12 protein-coding genes and 1 pseudogene are annotated in these 20,069 nt (G+C 48.8%); 5 read left to right on the forward strand and 8 right to left on the reverse strand.

Annotated features, from left to right (window positions below):
* The 3 genes from VJY99_RS14680 to VJY99_RS14690 form a co-directional block, all read left to right on the forward strand.
* A partial coding sequence (locus VJY99_RS14680; protein ID WP_324119736.1) for an Ig-like domain-containing protein occupies window positions 1-4,952 on the forward strand: 4,952 nt, incomplete at its 5' end.
* Window positions 4,953-5,018: 66 nt separating this feature from the next.
* Window positions 5,019-7,127: a peptidase domain-containing ABC transporter gene (locus VJY99_RS14685; protein ID WP_324119738.1), complete on the forward strand. Its 2,109-nt coding sequence runs from the start codon at window positions 5,019-5,021 to the stop codon at window positions 7,125-7,127.
* A gap of 121 nt (window positions 7,128-7,248) precedes the next feature.
* Window positions 7,249-7,542, forward strand: a complete 294-nt coding sequence (locus tag VJY99_RS14690; RefSeq protein ID WP_324119740.1) for a YicS family protein — start codon at window positions 7,249-7,251, stop codon at window positions 7,540-7,542.
* A gap of 71 nt (window positions 7,543-7,613) precedes the next feature.
* Here VJY99_RS14690 and proY read toward each other — a convergent pair whose 3' ends face one another.
* From proY to phoB, 4 genes are all read right to left on the reverse strand, one after another.
* Complete coding sequence (gene proY, locus VJY99_RS14695; protein WP_324119741.1) at window positions 7,614-8,981, reverse strand: proline-specific permease ProY; 1,368 nt, start codon at window positions 8,979-8,981, stop codon at window positions 7,614-7,616.
* A 71-nt stretch (window positions 8,982-9,052) separates the two neighbouring features.
* A complete protein-coding gene (brnQ, locus tag VJY99_RS14700; RefSeq protein ID WP_324119743.1) occupies window positions 9,053-10,375 on the reverse strand; it encodes a branched-chain amino acid transporter carrier protein BrnQ in 1,323 nt (440 codons plus the stop codon).
* Between the two features lie 408 nt (window positions 10,376-10,783).
* Window positions 10,784-12,091: a phosphate regulon sensor histidine kinase PhoR gene (gene phoR, locus VJY99_RS14705; RefSeq protein ID WP_324119745.1), complete on the reverse strand. Its 1,308-nt coding sequence runs from the start codon at window positions 12,089-12,091 to the stop codon at window positions 10,784-10,786.
* A 22-nt stretch (window positions 12,092-12,113) separates the two neighbouring features.
* Window positions 12,114-12,803 carry a phosphate response regulator transcription factor PhoB gene (phoB, locus tag VJY99_RS14710; protein ID WP_034457904.1) on the reverse strand — a complete coding sequence of 230 codons (690 nt, stop codon included), beginning with the start codon at window positions 12,801-12,803 and terminating at the stop codon, window positions 12,114-12,116.
* 203 nt (window positions 12,804-13,006) lie between these two features.
* On the opposite strand from phoB, the gene sbcD reads away from it, so the two are divergent.
* Together sbcD and sbcC are read left to right on the forward strand one after the other, a co-directional pair.
* Window positions 13,007-14,224, forward strand: a complete 1,218-nt coding sequence (gene sbcD / locus VJY99_RS14715; RefSeq protein WP_324119747.1) for an exonuclease subunit SbcD — start codon at window positions 13,007-13,009, stop codon at window positions 14,222-14,224.
* Window positions 14,221-17,376 (forward strand): exonuclease subunit SbcC, encoded by a 3,156-nt coding sequence (sbcC, locus tag VJY99_RS14720; RefSeq protein WP_324119749.1) that lies wholly within the window; start codon window positions 14,221-14,223, stop codon window positions 17,374-17,376. Before sbcD ends, sbcC begins: the two co-directional genes overlap by 4 nt.
* A gap of 109 nt (window positions 17,377-17,485) precedes the next feature.
* Here sbcC and VJY99_RS14725 read toward each other — a convergent pair whose 3' ends face one another.
* The 4 genes and pseudogenes from VJY99_RS14725 to VJY99_RS14740 form a co-directional block, all read right to left on the reverse strand.
* The gene (locus VJY99_RS14725) at window positions 17,486-17,770 is read right to left on the reverse strand and encodes a type VI secretion system PAAR protein (protein ID WP_324119751.1); all 285 of its coding nucleotides are present in this window, start codon (window positions 17,768-17,770) and stop codon (window positions 17,486-17,488) included.
* A 56-nt stretch (window positions 17,771-17,826) separates the two neighbouring features.
* On the reverse strand, window positions 17,827-18,696 hold the full coding sequence (locus VJY99_RS14730; protein WP_324119753.1) for a hypothetical protein: 870 nt from the start codon (window positions 18,694-18,696) through the stop codon (window positions 17,827-17,829).
* Window positions 18,697-18,741: 45 nt separating this feature from the next.
* Entirely contained in the window at window positions 18,742-19,512 is a 771-nt protein-coding gene (locus tag VJY99_RS14735) for a hypothetical protein (protein WP_324119755.1), read from the reverse strand.
* Window positions 19,505-20,069 (reverse strand): annotated as a pseudogene (locus VJY99_RS14740) (hypothetical protein); the annotation flags it as partial. The pseudogene VJY99_RS14740 and the gene VJY99_RS14735, both read right to left, overlap by 8 nt.

Genomic DNA, 20,069 nt, shown 5'->3' on the forward strand with positions numbered 1-20,069 from the left:
CGCCGGCGGATCTCAACAGCATTACCGTCGAGCTGAACGGCCAAAGTTATAATGTAGATAAAAGCGCCACCTGGTGGGACGTTCCAGCTAACGTGAACCTGAGCGATGGCGATTACGATTTGAGAGTCACCTTCACCGATAACGCAGGTAACAGTGGATCGACCCTCTATAACTTCACGCTGGATACCGCAGTACAGGCACCACAAGTTGTACTGCTGGATGATTCAGGAAGTAATACGCACGACAACCTGACCAACGTTACCGTACCGCGTTTCGAAATGCTGGCCGGAGAACCGTTGTCGGCAGTCACCGCGACGCTGAACGGCAGTGTGGTACAGCTAACTAAAAATGCGCAGGGACGATGGATCTATACCGCCGATCGTACACTGAGCGACGGAACTTACACGCTGATCGCCGAGATGACCGACATTGCGGGTAACAAAGTCCAGAGCAATTTGATCTTTACCATTGATACGCAGATCCCGACGCCAACTATTGATATGAATAGCAGCAGCGACACCGGTATCAGCTCATCGGATAACCTGACTAAAAACAACCAGCCAGTGTTTACCCTGGATAATATCCCGGCCGACATCGACACGGTGGTAGTCCGGATCGGCGGATCGACTTTTAATGCGACCCAAAACGGCCAGGGCGCGTGGACGGTACAACCAAGCAGACTCAACGACGGCGATTACACAGCCGTAGTCACCACAACAGATAAAGCCGGTAACCAGGCTCAAAACAGCGTCACTTTTACCATCGATACCTCGCTGATACTGTCGATGGACCTGGCATCCTCTTCAGATACCGGCGTTTCACAAACCGATAAACTCACTAAAGACAGCACACCAACACTGCAGGGGATGACCGACACCGGTGCCACTCTGGTTCTCACCGTGTCTGATAAACAAGGCAGACAAGTCTCCACGCAAAATCTGACACCGAAGCCAGACGGCAGTTGGGACATTACGCTCAATACATTGCCAGACGGCGAATATACGATTGTGGTGAGTGCGCAAGACGCTGCGGGCAACCAGAAAACGCAAAGCCTAAATATTGTTGTTGATACCACCACCACGGCGCCTTCAGTTGCGCTGACCGCATCCGATCCGGCAAACACACATGAAGCGCTGGATCTGACTCCAGAATTTAGCGGTGTTGCTGAGGCAGGCGCTTCGCTACGCATTAAAATTGACGGCGTAGCAGTAGCCAGTGTGACTGTGGATAGCAATGGAACCTGGCAATGGATACCGCCTGATGCCTTGCTGTCCGGCGATCACCTGATTAGCGTTCAGGCCACTGACCGCGCGGGTAACGTCTCGGTTGAAACCTCGTTTGACGTTATCATTCCGATTATCGATATCACACCACCTACACTTATGCTCGTTAGCTCTACGGATAGCGGCGCGTTGGGTGACTTCATCACCAATTTCGATGTCCCTACACTTACGGGGGTAACACTACCAGGCACAACCGTCACAATTTACATTGACGGACAGGTAGCTGGCACCACGCAAACTGACTCAACAGGCCGCTATACATTTAACCTGCCAGCCCAGGCAGAAGGTCGCTATTCTGTCAAAGTTAGCATCACTGACCCGAATACAAATCAGCCGGTCGATTCCGATGTCACTCAATTGGTTATCGATTCACATGTTAACGATATGGTTTGGGATATCCCTGCCATGAATAGCACCGGTTATTTGAATGACAGCACTCCCGTGATCACCGGCGTCTCTGAAGCAGGTGCTCGCATCGCTGTGATGGTAGACGGTGTTGTGGTGATTGAAACAGCCACGGCTAACGATGGTTCATGGTCGGTTACCCTGCCGAATATGGGAGCAGATGGCGCTCATAGCATTAGCCTGATGGTCACCGATGTTGCAGGGAATATTCGGACTTTCACTGCGCAGGAGGTGGTACTCGATACGCAAATGTCTGCATTAACGGTTAATCTTCGCGAATCGGACGATACCGGTGCCAGCAATAGCGACCGCATCACCAGTAAAAAGTTAGTGACACTGGAAGGTACCGCGGAAGCCAATTCTACGGCCACCATTTATAACGCAGCGGGCAACCTCGTGGGTACCGTAACCGTTAATGCAAACGGCAGTTGGTCGCACGAGATAACGTTGACAGAAGGCAGAAACAATTTTGTCGTTAAAGCGGACGACATCGCAGGAAACACAACGCAAAAGACTCTCGCCATCGAGTGCGATACCAGTAACGACATCACCGACATCAGCCTCACCCGTGACAGCAACAGCGGTGATATCTACGATCTCATTACCAACGATAAAACACCGTCGGTAACGGCATTGACCGATGCCGGTGCGTCAGTAGATGTCTACGTAAATGGGGTCAAAGTCAGCACCATTACAAGCGATGCCTCAGGGGCTGCAACCTACAATCTGGGTGACCGCGCAGATGGTTCTTATAGCGTCAAATTTATCTCAACCGATGTTGCCGGAAACCGCGCAGAGTCGAATGTAGCGACGGTAGTTGTCGACAGTGTGATCAGCAACTTTAGCGTCAGCACGCTGCCTGAGCTGACCAAATCTCCTGCACAAACGCTCAGCGGTACCGGGGAAGCCGGTGCCCGAGTTCAGGTGTTGGTTGACGGAAAAATCGTCGCCGAAGCGACCGTAGCGAGCAACGGCGAATGGTCAATTCCGGTAGTACTCAAAAGTGACGGCGACTATAAAGTCACAGTCACGATTACTGATATTGCCGGTAACCAACAAACTAGCCCGGAGCAATCGATCAGGCTCGATAGCCATACCGACTATCCGACAATTATGCTAGACGATAGCGCCAACTCGGGCAGTAAAAGCGATTTGATGACTAACGACACTAAGCCGTCCTTCCACGGCACAGCCGAAGCAGGCGCGACGGTGTCTATTCTGGTCAATGAAAAGACAGTTGCTACCGTCACCGCTAACAGTAATGGCGAGTGGAGCTGGGAACAACCTACGGTTCTGGCGGACGGCGAATATTCAATCCGAGTGATCGCCGAAGACGCCGCGCAAAACACTGCCGATTCATCGCGGTTACTGGTGGTTATTGATACCAAAACGGAAATCAGCATCAGTGATTTCACCAGCGACAACGGTATCTATAGCGACGATAGTGTCACGAGTGTTAAGCGCCCGGTTTTTGAAATTCAGGGTGAACAAGGCCAGCCAATCCGCGTGACGATCGATGGTGTTTATATCGAGACACTGACCTTGAACGCTCGCAGCTTGAGATACACCGTCCCTTCTGAACTTGCCGACGGCCAACATAGCATTTCATTCTCCATCACCGATGCCGCAGGTAACACAGCCAGTACCGGCAACTATAGCTTCAACGTGGACACCGTTAACAACACGACAATTACTCTGGATACCGTAAACGGTATTGACGCGGCAGATGTGACGCAAAACGACGTCATTTATGTTAACGATGTCTCGAAAAACCTGCAGCTGTCCGGTCATGCGGAAGCCGGAAGCCTCGTAAATGTCACGTTCAATGGCCTGAATGTGGGTGAGACATGGGTGGATAGCTCGGGCCAATGGTCGATAAGTGTCAATAAAATTGCCCTCGCCGAAGGGGAAATAAGCGTCAACGTGACCTCTAAAGATCGGGGAGGAAACACGAAATCTGAATCCTTTGATCTGATTGTCGATACCCGCATCAACGAGTTCAACGTCGATGTTATGGATAACAAAGGCACGTCTGATAAATGGACTGTGAATACCACGACCAGCACCTTCTTTGGCCGCGGCGAGGCGGGAGCTACCGTCACGCTAATGCTGGCAGGAGTGATCGTGGCTTCAGTGACTATTGCCGCAGAGGGTAACTGGCAGTTAACTTCCCCGCCGCTCCAGGAAGGGAACCAGACGCTAACCTTCACCATGACCGATGTGGCAAACAACACCCAATCCATCGCTCACAACATATTAGTGGACTGGACTGCGCCGGACGCGCCGACGATTAACAGCTCTACCTATATCGAAGACAGCGGCCTATGGGTTTTCTCTGGTAAAGGTGAAATCGGATCGACGCTAATTATCAAAGACAGCCTTGGTCACGACATCACAACGACCAAAGTGGACAACAGCGGTAACTGGAACCTGGTGTTTAACTATCCGTCAGACGGCAAACTGTCGATTGTGGTGCAGGACAACGCCGGTAACACCAGCAATCCATTGCAAGTCGACGAGATGCTAACCCACCCGCAAATTCAAATGTCAGCGGATTCAGACAGCGGAGTGGCTGGTGATATGCGCACCAATGACACCACGCCAACCTTCGTGCTGAGCAACATTGAAAGTGATGTGACCGAAGTGATGGTGATGCTAAACGGCACTGAATATCAGGCCTCACGGGTGGAGGGCAACTGGCAGTTCACACCAGAAACGGTGCTGGCAGACGGGGAATACACTCTGCATGTCACCGCAACGGATAGCGGCGGTAACAGCAACAGCAGCAATGTCGATTTCACCATTGATACCACCGTAGAAGAAGCGAACATTTCCTCCGTGGAGGCTGCAGATGGCACAACCGATGCGCCACTGGTGCTGGAAACTAGCCAGCCGACGCTGGTATTTGACTTCCCGGCAGATACGCTACAGGCCAGTGTGACGTTCAACGCTGAACAGCACGACCTGACGCTCGATGCCAATCATCAGGCTTCCTTTGAGATACCGACAGCTCTGCTGGACGGGCCTTATAGCCTGACGGTTAGCTCAACCGATACCACCGGAAACAGCCAGCTGCAAACCGTAGATTTCTCCATTGACACCTCTTCAGGCGAAATTGTGGAATCAATGGATAATGAACCTCATGAAGACCAGGTCGAAGCCGCACAAGTTCGTCATGCCGCTTCAGATCAGCAAGCTTTTGTTACCGAAACAATGAACTCGCTCCCGGTCGATGATTTGACCGATGACGAGCAACATTCATAACAGGCCAACAAGCTTCGACTATATAACCTCTGCCGCATCAGCGGCAGAGGTTGAAAGGAATTGTTAATGAACCACAATCTCTCCAGATACGATCTAAAACTTAGTGGCGCGCTGGCATATATTGCTCACAGCCACGACTCGAGTATTGAAATAAATGAAGACCAGACGTCCATCAACCTTAAAGAATATGTACATGGCAATCTTGAACATGACACGCAAATAAAAAACCATTTTCTCTCCCTTGGTCTATCGATAAACAGCGTGTTTTTTTCACGGCCCGAAGATCTGCTTAATGAAAATATGCCATTGCTGCTGCTGACTCCCTCTTTGCAGTGGTTGGTATGTGTCGGCTGCATTGAGAGCCAACTACAGCTTGTGACGCCAGAACAGGACACCGAGCTAGTCTCGTTTGATTCGAAACAACTTAAAGAATTAGCCGCTTACACGCTGCAACCGCTGACCAACGTGGTTGACTGCATTCAACTGGGTCAAATCCTAAAAAAGGGACTAACGGAAAACAAAGCATTCTATGCGAAATACTTTTTTTCTTCGCTATTTATGGCGCTTTTCGCTCTGACCATCCCGGTTTTCAGCAACCTTTATTATGACAAACTCGTCCCCAGCGCCTCTGATGCTTCGCTATTTGGCGTCGCCGCCATCGTGTTGGTGTTTATTATTTTTGAATTTCTACTGCGCTCTTCAAAAGATATTTATCAGTCCATCGTATCGCGCAGGGAAGATATTAGTATCGATGTCTCATTCCTTGAGGCCCTTTTTTACAATGGTAAAAAAGGTGCTTCAATGTCTTCGGCATTTATTTTATGGAATGAATTTCAAAAAATTAAACCTATATTACTCAATTCACTCTTTCAGCGTGCAGCAGATATTCCCATATTTCTAATTTTTGTCATCGTTATTTATATCAACCTCGGCATACTGGTTCTTGTTCCGCTGACCATCCTCGCGCTCTCCTTAGGTATGGCATATCTGAATTACCGTTACACCAACGCGTTAATGGATAAGGTTAAAGACAATCAATCGAACCGCAACGTGTTTATCACCGAAGTGCTTTACTCTATTCGCATGATCCACACGATGAATAATCGCAGCCTGATGACAAGCTGGGTTAACAGTTCAAACGAGCAATCTTTTCTGAGCCTACAGATCCGCAAAGCCAACGTGTTCTATCAGGCCAGCCTGGCGGCGCTGACGAACCTCAATCAGATCCTGCTGATGCTGTTTGCTTTCTTTATGGTGATTCGCGGCGAGATTACCACCGGTGCCATCATCTCTTCGGTTATCGTTTCCGGGCGCATGTCCGGTATTATTTCTGGCATGTCGTCCACGCTGCTAACTGTATTTACCTCACGAAAAAGCATAAACGATCTGATGAAGATCTTTAGTCCTCAAACCACAGAAGAGCCGGTAGTTTTGCAAACCGTGGGTCATTTACACGGGAATATCTCGCTCAAAGGGGTTAGCTACCAGTACGATCCGCAAACGCCAGTGGTTATCGATAACCTCAATCTTGATATCCCCGCGGGGCAAAAAGTGGCGATTATCGGCGAATGCGGTGCCGGGAAAAGCTCGTTGATGTCACTGCTTTCCGGTTTTAGTATGCCCACGCAGGGCGTCGTCATGTTCGACGGTTTTAACACCCGCCACCTGGCACAGAATTTCTACTCGCGCTTTATCAGTATGGTGACCAACCATGATGCGCTGTTCACCGGCACCGTAGAGAGCAACATGGTGCTGAAAAGCAGTGGAGATCGGCAAAAAGTTGTCTCCGCGTTAAAAGCCACCCGCTGTGAATTTGTACTGCAACATCCTATGGGGCTGCGTTATCCGGTAAGCTTTATGGCCAAAAACCTCTCGTCTGGCCAAAGCCAACAACTTCTTCTGGCACGCAGCCTGAGCAGCGACGCCCAGGTTTTCCTGTGGGATGAACCCACGTCGAATCTCGATGAACAAACCGAACAGCATATTTTCGATAATCTCGACACCTTCATCAGTGGGAAAACACTGCTAATGGTGACGCACCGCCGCTACCTGCTCAAATACTTCGACAGAGTGCTGGTGATAAAAAATGGCAAGGTGATTCGCGACTGCACACCGGATAAGCTATTGACGCCAAACGCACCAAAAGTGCAGGTGGCAGTGATCCCGGTAAAATAGTAAAGCGCTCTTTGGCAGGAAAGCAGGAGGGGTGGAGAAATAGCATCGGTTGCTTAATAAGTTAGCGATACCTATAGTGAAAACACTCCCGCCTGATGCGCCCTGATAAAAGGAGACCGTCATGACTATTGCCCGAAACCTTGCCTTGCTTCTGTTTGTGCTTTACTCCGCCAACACCCTGGCCAGTTCGCCTTATGAATCCCTGCAATTTGGAATATATAAACAACAGATTATTGGGGACTTAAAAAAGACCTGCCATCCGCAAAAGAAAATGACGGATGATGCCTGGGGGAACAAAATCCTCGCCATTGAAGATAACAAGCTGTATCTCCGTGACGCGAGGATTGCGCTTGAACGCAACAATGAGAAAAACTACCTGGAAGCAATAAGTAAAGTCGAGTGCCCAGAGATGTAGGCAGTAGGGTGGATTGAGCTTGCGCTAATCCACCCTAAAACGACTTTTCGTGGCCGACGTTAAACCGGTATCTACGAGCTTGCGGCGAGTATTTGACGACGTTTAAACATCCAACCAACCAACAGCAACACTATCCACACGCAGCCGACGTACAACGAGATGCGCGTGTCCGGATGCCAGCCGATCAGTGCGATGATAAACACCAGGAATACCAGACCTACGATCGTGGTTGCCACGCCGCCCGGCACTGGGAATTTTAGCGCCTTAGTTTCTGTAGCCGTCAGCTTGCGACGGAAGGCAATCTGCGACAGTAGGATCATAATCCAAACCCACACTGTGGCAAACGTGGCCAGCGAAGCAATCACCAGGAATACATTTTCTGGAATCAGGTAGTTGAGCACTACCGCCAGTAACAGTGCGCAGCACATAACCAACACAGTGACCCAGGGAACACCGTTGCGTGAAGTTTTGGCGAACACTTTCGGGGCGCTGCCCTGCGCTGCCATGCCGTGCAACATGCGACCTACACCGAATACGTCGCTGTTAATGGCAGAAAGCGATGCGGTGAGCACCACAAAGTTAAGAATACCTGCCGCAGCCGTGATACCCATATGCTGGAAAGTCAGCACAAACGGGCTGCCTTCCGTCCCCACTTGGTTCCATGGATAAATAGACATGATGACAAACAGCGTGCCCACATAGAACACCAGGATACGCAACGGGACAGAGTTGATAGCCCGTGGAATCGACTTTTGCGGGTCTTTGGCTTCACCCGCCGTAATACCAATGATTTCAATGCCGCCGTAGGCAAACATCACCATCTGCAACGACATAATCATGCCTATCCAGCCATTGCTGAAGAAGCCGCCATTGCTCCACAAGTTATGAATCCCCGTCGGCTTACCACCGTTTCCAATACCCCAAACGATGATGCCAATACCGGCTGCAATCATGATGATAATGGTGGCAACTTTGAAGAAAGAGAACCAAAACTCCAGCTCACCAAATACTTTAACGCTCATCAGGTTAATGGCGCAGATAATCAGCACTACGCTCAATACCCAGACCCAATGCGGTACGGCCGGGAACCACAGCCCCATATAGATGCCAAATGCAGTGACGTCCGCAATCGCGACAATCAGGATTTCAAAACAGTAGGTCCAACCTGTGATGTAACCTGCCAGTGGGCCTAGGTTATCTTGCGCATAGCGTGAGAATGAACTGGCGGCAGGGTTATGAACTGACATCTCCCCCAGCGCACGCATAATGATATAAGCAGCAACCCCACCGATGATGTAGGCCAGCAGCACACTTGGCCCTGCCATTTTGATAGCGTCTGCCGAGCCATAAAACAGCCCGGTGCCAATTGCTGAACCCAACGCCATAAAGCGAATGTGCCGGGTACTCAAGCCGCGCTTGAGCTTATTCGCGTTTTCCATTAATTCCAACCCTGCTTAACAATAAAAAAAACCACGGAGCAAAGCTCCGTGGTTGTACAAAATTATAATTTTTAGTGTGCGGTTTGAGCCACTTGTCGCCCTGCTGCGCGGTCCCATACGATGGTAATCACCACCATGATAATAGTCGGAAGCAACCATGCCAGGCCCTGTTCGGACAACGGCAAGTGGGAAGTCCACGCGGGTAAAATATCGCTGATTGCCGATGCTTTAATCCCATCAAGGATGCCAAACAAGGTGCTGATGAGCATAGCGGGAGCAATCACGCGAGTTGAGTTATGCCACCACGGGCGGGTGAAACTCAGCACCACCAGCGCGATACACGGTGGGTAAATCGCCGTCAGCACCGGAATAGAAACCTGAATCAGATGGCTCAACCCGAGGTTAGAAACCACCATCGAGAACAGGCCGAGGATAAACACCAGCGAACGGTAAGACAGCGGCAGATACTGGCTGAAGAACTCAGCACACGCACAAGTCAGGCCCACTGCCGTTACCATGCAGGCGAGGAAAATCAACGCAGCCAGGAAGAAGCTACCTGCCCCACCGAAAGTATGAGCTACATAAGCATGAAGAATGGCGGCACCATTGGCATTTTGGTCAGCAACCAAAGTGGCACTGTCTGAACCCAGGCGGAACAGTGCAAGGTAAATCAGCGTTAAACCGATACCTGCAATCAAGCCAGCCAAAATGGTATAGCGTGTCAGCAGACGGGAATCAGTGACACCACGCGAGCGCGCAGCATTAACAATGACGATCCCGAAGACCAGGGACGCCAGGGTATCCATCGTCAGGTAGCCATTCACAAAACCGTTAGCAAATGCAGCATTCTGATACGCTTGTGTTGCAATACTGGTACCGCCCGCAGGCCATAACATTGCCCCCGCAGCCAGCGCCAGGAGCGCAACAATTTTAACCGGAGCCAGCACATGGCCTACGGTATCCAACAGTTTGCCCGGATACAGTGAAATGCCGATAACAATAGCGAAGTAGACCAGGCTGTAGATAAACAGCGGCAGCTCACCCGTACCCACCAGAGGCGCAATCCCCACTTCGAATGAAACTGTCGCTGTACGTGGTGTGGCGAACAAAGGGCCAACAGCCAGGTAGCAAATCGTCGCTAACAACACACCAGCACGGCGGCCAATCGGCGAGCTCAGGCTATCAATCCCGCCACCTACGCGAGCAATCGCGACGATAGTCAGAACGGGGAGACCGACTGCGGTCACCAGGAAGCCTAATGATGCTATCCAGACGTGTTCACCCGCCTGTAACCCCACCATTGGTGGAAAAATAATATTGCCTGCGCCGACAAACAGCGCAAAGGTCATAAAGCCCAGCGCGAGGATGTCTCGAGATTTTAAATGATGGGTCATAAAATATTTGCAGCCTGTGGGTGTGTGATGTTGAAAATATTCAAACTTTTACGCCAGTAGCTCGGCATAAAAGCGGTGATCGGCAATAACGACAGCGGAAAATCCTTTCCAGGAACGGTGGAGAAGAATAGTTGTTTGAATTACCACTCAAATCCAGTCGGTATACTAATCACAGGGCAGCAATTAAAACGCTTATAGCGTATGAAGGCAAGAAGGGATCCCAAAACCAGATTGATCTACTTAAATTAGACTTAAAATTAGTGGATATGCTTATCCATTAGAAAATAGCTTGGTTTTTTATGTGGTCAAATTACAACCAATTGAGGGTTTTTGATTGACATGTGAGCAAAAAAAACACAGGTCAGCATGCTGGCCTGTGGAAACTTATTTTGACACAGAAGGATTAAGCTACTTTGCCTGCACGACTTTTTCGTTAACGATTAACCGCTCAGGCAACACAAAGGAAAATATCGAACCTTTTCCTGGCAGGCTTTCGATGTTCAGGCGCGCATCGTGGTGACTTAAAGCATGTTTCACTATCGCCAGCCCTAATCCACTGCCGCCAGTTTGGCGCGAACGCGCTTTGTCCACACGATAGAAACGTTCGGTCAGGCGCGGAATATGTTCTGCAGAAATGCCGGGCCCGCTATCCGTTACGCTAAAGCCTGCGCCACCAGCGACCCGTTTCCAGCTCACCGTAATATGTGTCCCTTCCGGCGTATGGTTTACCGCGTTGTACACCAGGTTTGAAATCGCGCTGCGCAGTTGATCTTCGTTACCAAACACTTTTAGCGTGGGATCAATATCGAATTGTAGCGTCTGCGTTTGCTGGCTGAGGGTTTGCGCTTCTCTCTCCACCACACGCAGCATCAGTGGTACATCAATCTTTTCATTGAGTACCATTGCCGCAGCAGCTTCAATTTTTGACAACGTCAAAAGTTGTTTCACCAACCCTTCCATACGCGAAGTTTGTTCACGCATAGTGCCCAATGCTTTCTCGCGCAACGGCCCTTCAAGCACCTGATCCTGCATCATCTCCAGATAACCTTGCAGCACCGTTAACGGGGTACGCAATTCATGGCTAACATTGGCAAAGAAGTTACGTCGCGCCCCTTCCAGTTGGTGCATCTGAGTAACATCACGCGCCACCATCAACCACTGTTCGTCGCTATAGGGCATCACACGGAATTCCAGATGACGCCCATTGTTAAGCACCAACGTCAAAGGACCGGAGAAATCTTTTTGCGTCAAATAGCGGGTAAACTCAGGGTAACGCAGTAAGTTAAGGATGTTCTGCCCGTTATCGTCTGGCCAGCGTAACCCCAGCAAGTGTTGAGCCAGCCCGTTACACCAAAAAATCGTCCCTTCTTGCGTCGTCAACACCACCGCATCGGGTAATGATTCCGCACCGCTACGAAAGCGTTTGATTAAATTACCTAACTCTTTACGACGCTTTTTATTGCGCAACTGCATTTGGTGAAGGCCGTATAACAACGGATCCCAACTTCCGCGGCCTGGTGGAGGTGTCATACTGCGATCCACCCATAACCACCACGACAAACGCAGCAAATTCCAGAAATGCCAAACCAGCAGTCCAGTGACTGCCAGGAGTAAAAACCAAGGTAAATAGCCAAATATAAGGCCTAAAATGGCAGCGGGGATGCAACAGAGCACTAACTCCATCACCAGCCTTTTCCATGACAACCGTTCCAGCACGCGTCACTCTCCTGATAAGGAATTAAAAGCGGGTTGAGAACCGATAACCCGTACCGCGTACTGTTTGTACCATTCTGTCATGTCCACTATGTTCGAGCGCTTTGCGTAACCGCCGAATATGTACGTCCACTGTTCGGTCTTCGACATAAACATTGGTGCCCCATACATGATTAAGCAATTGTTCACGGCTATACACACGCTCTGGGTGTGTCATGAAGAAGTGTAGTAACTTAAATTCCGTCGGCCCCATATCCAGAGGATTTTCACCGGTCATCACGCGATGTGATGAAGGGTCAAGGCTCAGCCCCTGCATTTCAATCACCTCTTCCACCGCCATCGGAGAGATTCGGCGCATCACAGCTTTAATGCGAGCGACTAACTCCTTCGGTGAAAACGGTTTGGTAATATAGTCATCAGCCCCGACTTCAAGCCCGCGCACACGGTCTTCTTCTTCACCACGTGCCGTCAGCATCATTACCGGTATTTCACGAGTCAATGCTTCACGTTTCAAATGCTTGATAAACTGAATACCTGAGCCGCCAGGCAACATCCAGTCCAGTAAAATCAGGTCCGGGAAGGGTTCAATAAGCAGATTGACTGCACTGTCATAATCTTCTGCTTCTACAGGCTGAAAACCGTTTTGCTCGAGCACAAAGCTCACCATCTCACGGATTGGAGCTTCATCTTCTACGACTAAAATACGCTTCGCCATGATTCGCCCTACTCAAAAGAATGTTCCAAAAGGAATAATTATTATTTCAATGCGGCGCCATTATGCGTCAGATTTATGACAGATTTATGAAAAACATGACTGTTTAATGACTCATCATTTTGATTTATGACACAGAGACATATGACGTTTTTCACCTCGCCCCCCTATAATCGAGGCCTCGCTTTTAAGCCACCGGACAGGTTATGCGCATAATTCACACATCAGACTGGCATCTTGGTCAAAATTTTTATACCAAAAGTCGCGGTCCAGAGCATCAGGCTTTTCTTGAATGGCTGCTCAAAGCCGCAGTGATTCATGATGTGGATGCGATAATTGTCGCAGGTGATATTTTTGATACTGGCTCGCCACCGAGCTATGCCCGCGAACTGTATAACCGATTCGTGGTGCAGCTTCAGGCGACCGGCTGTACCCTGGTGGTTCTTGCGGGGAACCATGATTCTGTTGCGACACTTAACGAATCTCGGGAATTAATGGCGTGTCTTAACACTTATGTCATCGCCAGCGCACGCCACGATACCAACCAGCAGGCAATGGTGCTCAAGACGAAAGATGGCGTACCGGGTGCCATTCTCTGCCCCATTCCATTTCTGCGGCCACGCGACATTCAAAACAGCCAGGCGGGTTTATCCGGCCATGAAAAGCAGCGTTCATTAATGGAATCCATTAGCGAACACTATCAGCTGTGTTACCGCGCGGCCTGTGATTTACGTGCAGATGCGACGTTACCGATTATCGCTACCGGACATTTAACCACGGTTGGCGTGACGAAAACGGATGCGGTACGCGATATTTATATCGGTACGCTCGACGCCTTCCCGGCGCAGCATTTCCCGGATGCCGATTATATTGCTCTGGGCCATATTCACCGCGCACAATTAATTGGTGGTACCGAACATATCCGCTACAGCGGCTCGCCAATACCGTTGAGTTTTGATGAAACCGGTAAGGCCAAAAGCGTTTATCTGGTTGAGTTTGCAGAAGGAAAACTCAGTGAAGTCACTCCACTTACCGTTCCTGTTAGCCAACCCCTGGCGGTTATCAAAGGCTCACTGAGTGAAATTGAACAGCAACTTGAGCAGTGGCGCGATGCCCCCGCAGACCCCAAAGTATGGCTGGATATTGAAATCGCCACGGACGAATATCTACATGATATGCAACGTCATATTCAACAGCTGACCGAAACATTACCGGTTGAAGTTGTTTTGCTGCGGCGGAGTCGAGAGCAGCGCGAGCGTGTTATCGCTCAACAACATAAAGAAACATTGAGCGAACTGACGGTTGAAGAAGTTTTTGAGCGCCGTCTGGTGCAAGAAGAGACCACAGAGGAACGAGCACAACGCTTGCGCACCCTGTTTGCCCAAACGATGGCAAGCCTGCATGACGCGGAGGAACAGGCATGAAAATCCTCAGCCTGCGGTTAAAAAATCTTAATTCCCTGAAAGGGGAATGGAAAATTGATTTCACGCTTGAGCCTTTCGCCAGCAACGGTTTGTTTGCCATAACCGGGCCGACTGGAGCCGGGAAAACCACACTGCTGGATGCTATCTGCCTCGCGCTTTATCACAAAACGCCGCGCCTCAATACGGTTTCACAATCGCAAAATGATCTCATGACCCGCGACACCGCCGAGTGTCTGGCGGAAGTGGAGTTTGAAGTTAAAGGCATTGCCTACCGTGCTTTCTGGAGCCAGAACCGTGCGCGCAATGCAGCAAACGGTAACCTTCAAGCCCCGCGCGTTGAGCTTGCGGAAGTGGCAAGTGGCAAAATCATCGCCGATAAAGTGAAAGATAAGCTTGATGTCACCGCCAAATTAACCGGTCTCGATTACGACCGTTTCACCCGCTCAATGATGCTCTCTCAAGGCCAGTTTGCCGCATTTTTAAATGCTGATGCCAATGACCGTGCCTCATTGCTTGAAGAACTTACCGGGACTGAAATTTACGGGACGGTTTCTGCGGCGGTATTCGAAAACCATAAAAATGTCCGCAGCCAACTTGAGAACTTGCAGGCACAAGCAGCGGGTGTTGCACTATTAAGTGAAGAGCAACGCCAGCAGCTTTCTGAAAGTTTGCAGGCACTGACTACAGAAGAAAAAAACCGCCTGGCAGAACAGCAAACGCTTCAGCAACAACAGCAATGGCTCAGCCAACTCACCCAGTTGACTCAAAATCACACGCGAACAGGAGCGGCTCTGAATGCGGCAATTCGCGCAATCGAAGAAGCAGCACCGCAACTTGAAAAACTGACGCGAGCTCAACCCGCAGAAAAACTAAGACCTGATTGGCAGCGCTTACAAGAACTGCAATCCACGTTGCAAAATACCCGCATTCAGACGCAAGAAGTGAACACTCGCTTACGTCAGGCGACGGTACGTCGTCAGCAGACGCGACTTGCTGCATCAAGCCTGGCAGTAAAACTGGCGCATGAAAGTACCGAGCTACAACAATGGCTGAAAACTCACGGCAGTTATCGCCTGTGGGGCGCTGAACTGGCGGGCTGGCGCATGGCCTTTAGCCAACAGCAACGTGAGGCAGTAAAGCTACAAGACTTGCAGCGAGACATCGAAGCCAGTCAGAAAAAGCTCGAATTACTGCCAGCGGTTGAGCTGGTGCTCAGCGCTGATGAAGTGAGTGTTCACTTACAAGAAACGATTGCCGCGCGTCCATTGCGCCAGCAGCTAGCAACTTTACAGCCGCAACTGTCCTCACTTGTGAAACGCAAAACGCAGCAGCAACAAGATATTGCCGCGCTTGAAAAACAGATAACCCAGGGCGATACGGAACTGGCACTTAAACGCCAACAGTATAAAGAACGACGCCAGCATGAAAGTGACCTGGAAAAAGTGTGTGAACAGGAATTGCGCATTGTCAGCCTCGAAGCGGAACGCGCCCATTTGCAGCCCGATCAACCCTGTCCGTTGTGCGGCTCAACACTTCATCCGGCGGTGGCTGACTACCAGGCTATTCAACCGGGTGAAAATCAGCAGCGGCTGGCGGTCCTTAAACGTGAAGTCGCAAGCCTTGCGGAAGCTGGTTTTGCGATGAAAGGCCAACTCGATACGCTGCGATCTCAGCGTGAAAGCTTGCTGGCCGCCATTAACACGCTTAATGAAGAAGAAGCCGCTCTGCGCTTACGCTGGCAACAACTGTGTGCCAGTCTACAACTGGCACTGACGCCCGAAGACGACCTCCAGCTGTGGCTGGAAAGTGCAGAACAACACGAACAGCAACTGCATCAACTTAGCCAGCGGACTGTGCTGGACGAACAACTTGCTCAGATGCGGCTACAGCACCAAAAACTTGCTGCGGAGATAACCTCCCTGCACGAAACGTTGAACGCCGCGCTGGAAAATATGGGCCTCCAATATCCGGCAAGTCATGAAGAAAATAGCTGGCTGGCGGAACGCCAACAGGAATCAGAGCGTTGGCAACAGCGCAATGAACAGCTCCCGCGTATACAGCAACAACTCAACGCACTGGAAAGCCTGCTCAATGCAATGGTTGATGATGGCACCACGCCCGCACCACTATCGGAAAGCGAACAAATTTCAGCATTGCAAAACTGGCATAACCTGCACAGCGACTGCATAGCGCTGGAAAGTCAGTGGCAGACGCTGCAACAGCATCTACAACAGGAAGAAACACGCGAGGCCCAGGCAAACGCGCAGTTTATGACAGCACTGGCTGCCAGCCCGTTTGCTGATGCACAGTCATTCCAGGCCGCGTTACTGGATGAAACTGAACGCCTGCTACTTGAGCAGAAAAAACAGCAACTTGAGCAACAACATCAACAGCAAACTGTTCTTTGTCAGCAAGCTGAAAAAGCGCTAAGAGAACATAAAGCGGCTCGTCCTACGACACTTGCTGACGATACAGAACTGAGTTTGCTGGAAGCACAACTGACGCTGTGTAATCAGCAACTGCGCGAGAACACCACTCAACAAGGGCAAATCCAGCAACAGCTTCGCCATGACGCGGAAAACCACCAGCGCCAGCAAGGATTGATGCAGTCTATCGTGGAGTGCCAACAGCAAGTTGAAGACTGGGGCTACCTCAATGCGCTGATTGGTTCGAAGGAAGGCGATAAATTCCGTAAGTTTGCCCAGGGTCTGACGCTCGATAATCTGGTGTGGTTGGCGAACAACCAGCTCAACCGATTACACGGGCGTTATTTACTGCAACGCAAAGATAGCGAAGCGCTTGAGTTGCAAGTGGTTGACACATGGCAGGCCGACGCGCTGCGTGACACGCGTACACTTTCAGGTGGCGAGAGTTTCCTGGTCAGCCTCGCTCTGGCGCTGGCGCTATCCGACCTGGTGAGCCATAAAACCCGTATCGACTCGCTATTTCTTGATGAAGGTTTTGGTACGCTGGATGCCGAGACACTGGATACCGCGCTGGATGCGTTAGATACGCTGAATGCCAGCGGTAAAACTATCGGCGTAATAAGCCACGTTGAGGCAATGAAAGAACGTATTCCGGTGCAGATTAAGGTGAAAAAGATTAACGGATTGGGCGTTAGCCGCCTGGCGAAGGAGTTTGCTGTCGGGTGATTGTTTCTACAACGTCTTAATGTGTTACACAGTAACGGCTTCCTTTTAAGGGAGCCGTTATCTAATACTAACGTCCGTAATGGCCTTCAGAATTTCAGTTAATTCACCTTTAGCCAATGTTAACCGTGCCACCACCAGTAACAACACCACCACAATCAATGGAGTCACCGGCTCTAGCCGCAGGAAGACCATCGATGAATACGGTACCAGAACCACTCGCTATTTTACGGGGATGCGGAGGGTGTTCAGGTTTGTCATGAGGGTTCAGCGGATCACCTATACGGGCGGCGGGTAATCCGTCAATTGATACTGTCGGTGAGCCGGCGGTAATGACCGTTTCGCGGTAACCGTCATGCTGGGTGCCTTTGTCGTTAAGTCTGGCAGCTAGTGGCATAGGGGATTCCTTTATTTATATATTTTTAATAATTAATCGAGTACAAAGAGTATTTATCATGGTTTATCATAGAAAGATTTGGCATTACTGCCATCAATTTCGACACTTACCAGATTAGATCTAATTGAAAACTCATTTTCCTTATTTACCCCAGTGAAATTAAATTGATCAAAAATATATTTAATATCCTTTTTGTCATAAAAATAATAGTTACAAATACGATCTTCTGGGAAAATATATCGTTTTCCATCTGATATGTGACAGTTAGATGGATTCATATCTAATATGGAAAAAAAATAATCAAAAATGGATCGTTCTATAAACCAATCATCATTAACCAACCCATATTCAGTTGTTCCTATATTGTAACGTGTTTTGTCGGAGAAAAATTTAGAATTATCATTAAGGATTACTGTATATGACAGCGAAACGTTGGGAGCAAACTTAGTCCATTCACTCTTCACAAAGTCACCTCTATAATCACACACCCCTCCCAAATAATCCAACAATATATTCCCTGTTGTTATAATGAAATTCCTTCCACATAACATAAATGTTAGATTTTTATTTTTTATTTGATTTGGAGGTATTGAAGGAAATTCTAGCCCCCTAATATAAAAAGATTTTGCTCCTAAATTTTTAATCGTAACAGTAGCCCAAGATTCTTTACCCTTTCTTTGAATAGCAAGTTTAATGGAAGTATTGAACTTTCTGTTGTTATCTACCTGAAAAGAAGAGGGGTAATATGGGTTTTTCGTAAAATATATTGGATGAACTACTATGTCTTCATATTTTATTTCACCTCTGCCTTTTAGACCATATCCGTACTTCACAATTGTTAAATCCCCAGCAATTGATAGCAAGGGGAAGATTAAGAAAGTAAATAATATTGCCTGAGATAAAAAATTCGTAAATAAATTCAACATCTAATTTAACCTTATAAAATTTAATTGTGTTTAGAAAGTTAAAAATCATACTATTATGTGAAAATATCTTTCAATGTTATAGGCATTATCGAATACATTCTCATCACTTTGTTTTATAAGTTTATCTGCTCCGGCAACATGCTGATCGTAAGACCAAACATCCACTTCACCATTTTCTGGTCTGCGTCCGTCAACATCATAGTCACCCGTGCCCATTCCTCCCAGATTATTATCGAGAAATGCTTTTTCGAAATGACTTATTTCATGACAAAGTGTAGCTACACGAGATCCCTCTCCCATAACCTTTTCACAGGTTCTGATACCCGTAGCACTTTTTCTTCCGGTAAAATTTATCCCTATATTAATCAAATAGTTGTTTTGTTGCCCATAATTCACAACAGCGGCGAACACTTTGGGATCTTTATAGCCTGCTGGGAATTTATAATTAGTGGAGGCATTAGGATTATCTGGATCATAAATTTTATTGATATAGCTTTCCGGCTTCAATGTCTTCTTTATTTCTATAAGTCTTCTGACACCATCTTTCATTGCATCCAATGCTGTCATTTCTACAAAATGTGCTTTCAGCCTTACAGGCATATTTACGTGAATAATTCGCTTACCTTCTGAACCAAATATTTGGTGGAATTCTTCTTGCTGAGTTTCACCCCATATATCTAGATCTTTTTTTCTTTTCTCCAGGACTCTGTCCAATGCCTCTGACACTTCTAGCATCATTGCGTTAAAATCATTTATTTTGCATTGCTTGATGATATTAGTCTTTTTTTTAGGTTTGCCTTTCGTTGTATCACTCATTTTCATCACCCCAAAAGGTATCAAAGTCTCGGCTGAATAGTTTAACTTCAATCTCTTTATCATCATCCCGGATGAATAATTCTGTACCGCCCTGTATATCTGTCTGTCCTTCCTTTTCTGTTCCATCTGCAAAGTAAGCGACATATTTTATGTCAGCGTAAGGTGTGCCATCAGTATCTGAAAAATAAAACTGAGCCTTATACTTTTCAGGTTCATCCTGATCTCCTGAATCATTCCCGGCTCCGGAGCCATTACCGTTCCCGTTATCACCCTGTTCACCGCCTTCGTCAGAAGATCTATCCCCCTCATCCGCCAGCACCGCTGGCAGTTGCGTCGGCACAGGATTACCCGGACTGCCACCGCTGTTGAGGTTAATTTTCAGCCCACTGATGTCCACACCACCAGGGTGGATGACGATAAATGAGTTGCCCATTTTCAGGGTGATTTTCGTGTCGCTCTGCAGCACAATATCGCCCTGAGCATCAACGCCCAGCGCCCCCGCCACTTTCTGCGCCAGGTCGCCTTTCACCTCCAGGCTGTGGTTACCTTCCACCAGG

Source organism: Buttiauxella sp. (genome assembly GCF_035271705.1).
Classification (GTDB): domain Bacteria; phylum Pseudomonadota; class Gammaproteobacteria; order Enterobacterales; family Enterobacteriaceae; genus Buttiauxella.

Excerpts from the sequence above, each read along its gene's own strand:
- sbcD (WP_324119747.1), top strand. The coding sequence starts at position 13,007 with ATGCGCATAATTCACACATCAGACTGGCATCTTGGTCAAAATTTTTAT.
- VJY99_RS14730 (WP_324119753.1), bottom strand. The coding sequence starts at position 18,696 with ATGTTGAATTTATTTACGAATTTTTTATCTCAGGCAATATTATTTACT.
- sbcC (WP_324119749.1), top strand. The coding sequence starts at position 14,221 with ATGAAAATCCTCAGCCTGCGGTTAAAAAATCTTAATTCCCTGAAAGGG.
- VJY99_RS14725 (WP_324119751.1), bottom strand. The coding sequence starts at position 17,770 with ATGCCACTAGCTGCCAGACTTAACGACAAAGGCACCCAGCATGACGGT.
- proY (WP_324119741.1), bottom strand. The coding sequence starts at position 8,981 with ATGGAAAACGCGAATAAGCTCAAGCGCGGCTTGAGTACCCGGCACATT.
- brnQ (WP_324119743.1), bottom strand. The coding sequence starts at position 10,375 with ATGACCCATCATTTAAAATCTCGAGACATCCTCGCGCTGGGCTTTATG.
- VJY99_RS14685 (WP_324119738.1), top strand. The coding sequence starts at position 5,019 with ATGAACCACAATCTCTCCAGATACGATCTAAAACTTAGTGGCGCGCTG.
- VJY99_RS14735 (WP_324119755.1), bottom strand. The coding sequence starts at position 19,512 with ATGAGTGATACAACGAAAGGCAAACCTAAAAAAAAGACTAATATCATC.
- VJY99_RS14690 (WP_324119740.1), top strand. The coding sequence starts at position 7,249 with ATGACTATTGCCCGAAACCTTGCCTTGCTTCTGTTTGTGCTTTACTCC.
- phoB (WP_034457904.1), bottom strand. The coding sequence starts at position 12,803 with ATGGCGAAGCGTATTTTAGTCGTAGAAGATGAAGCTCCAATCCGTGAG.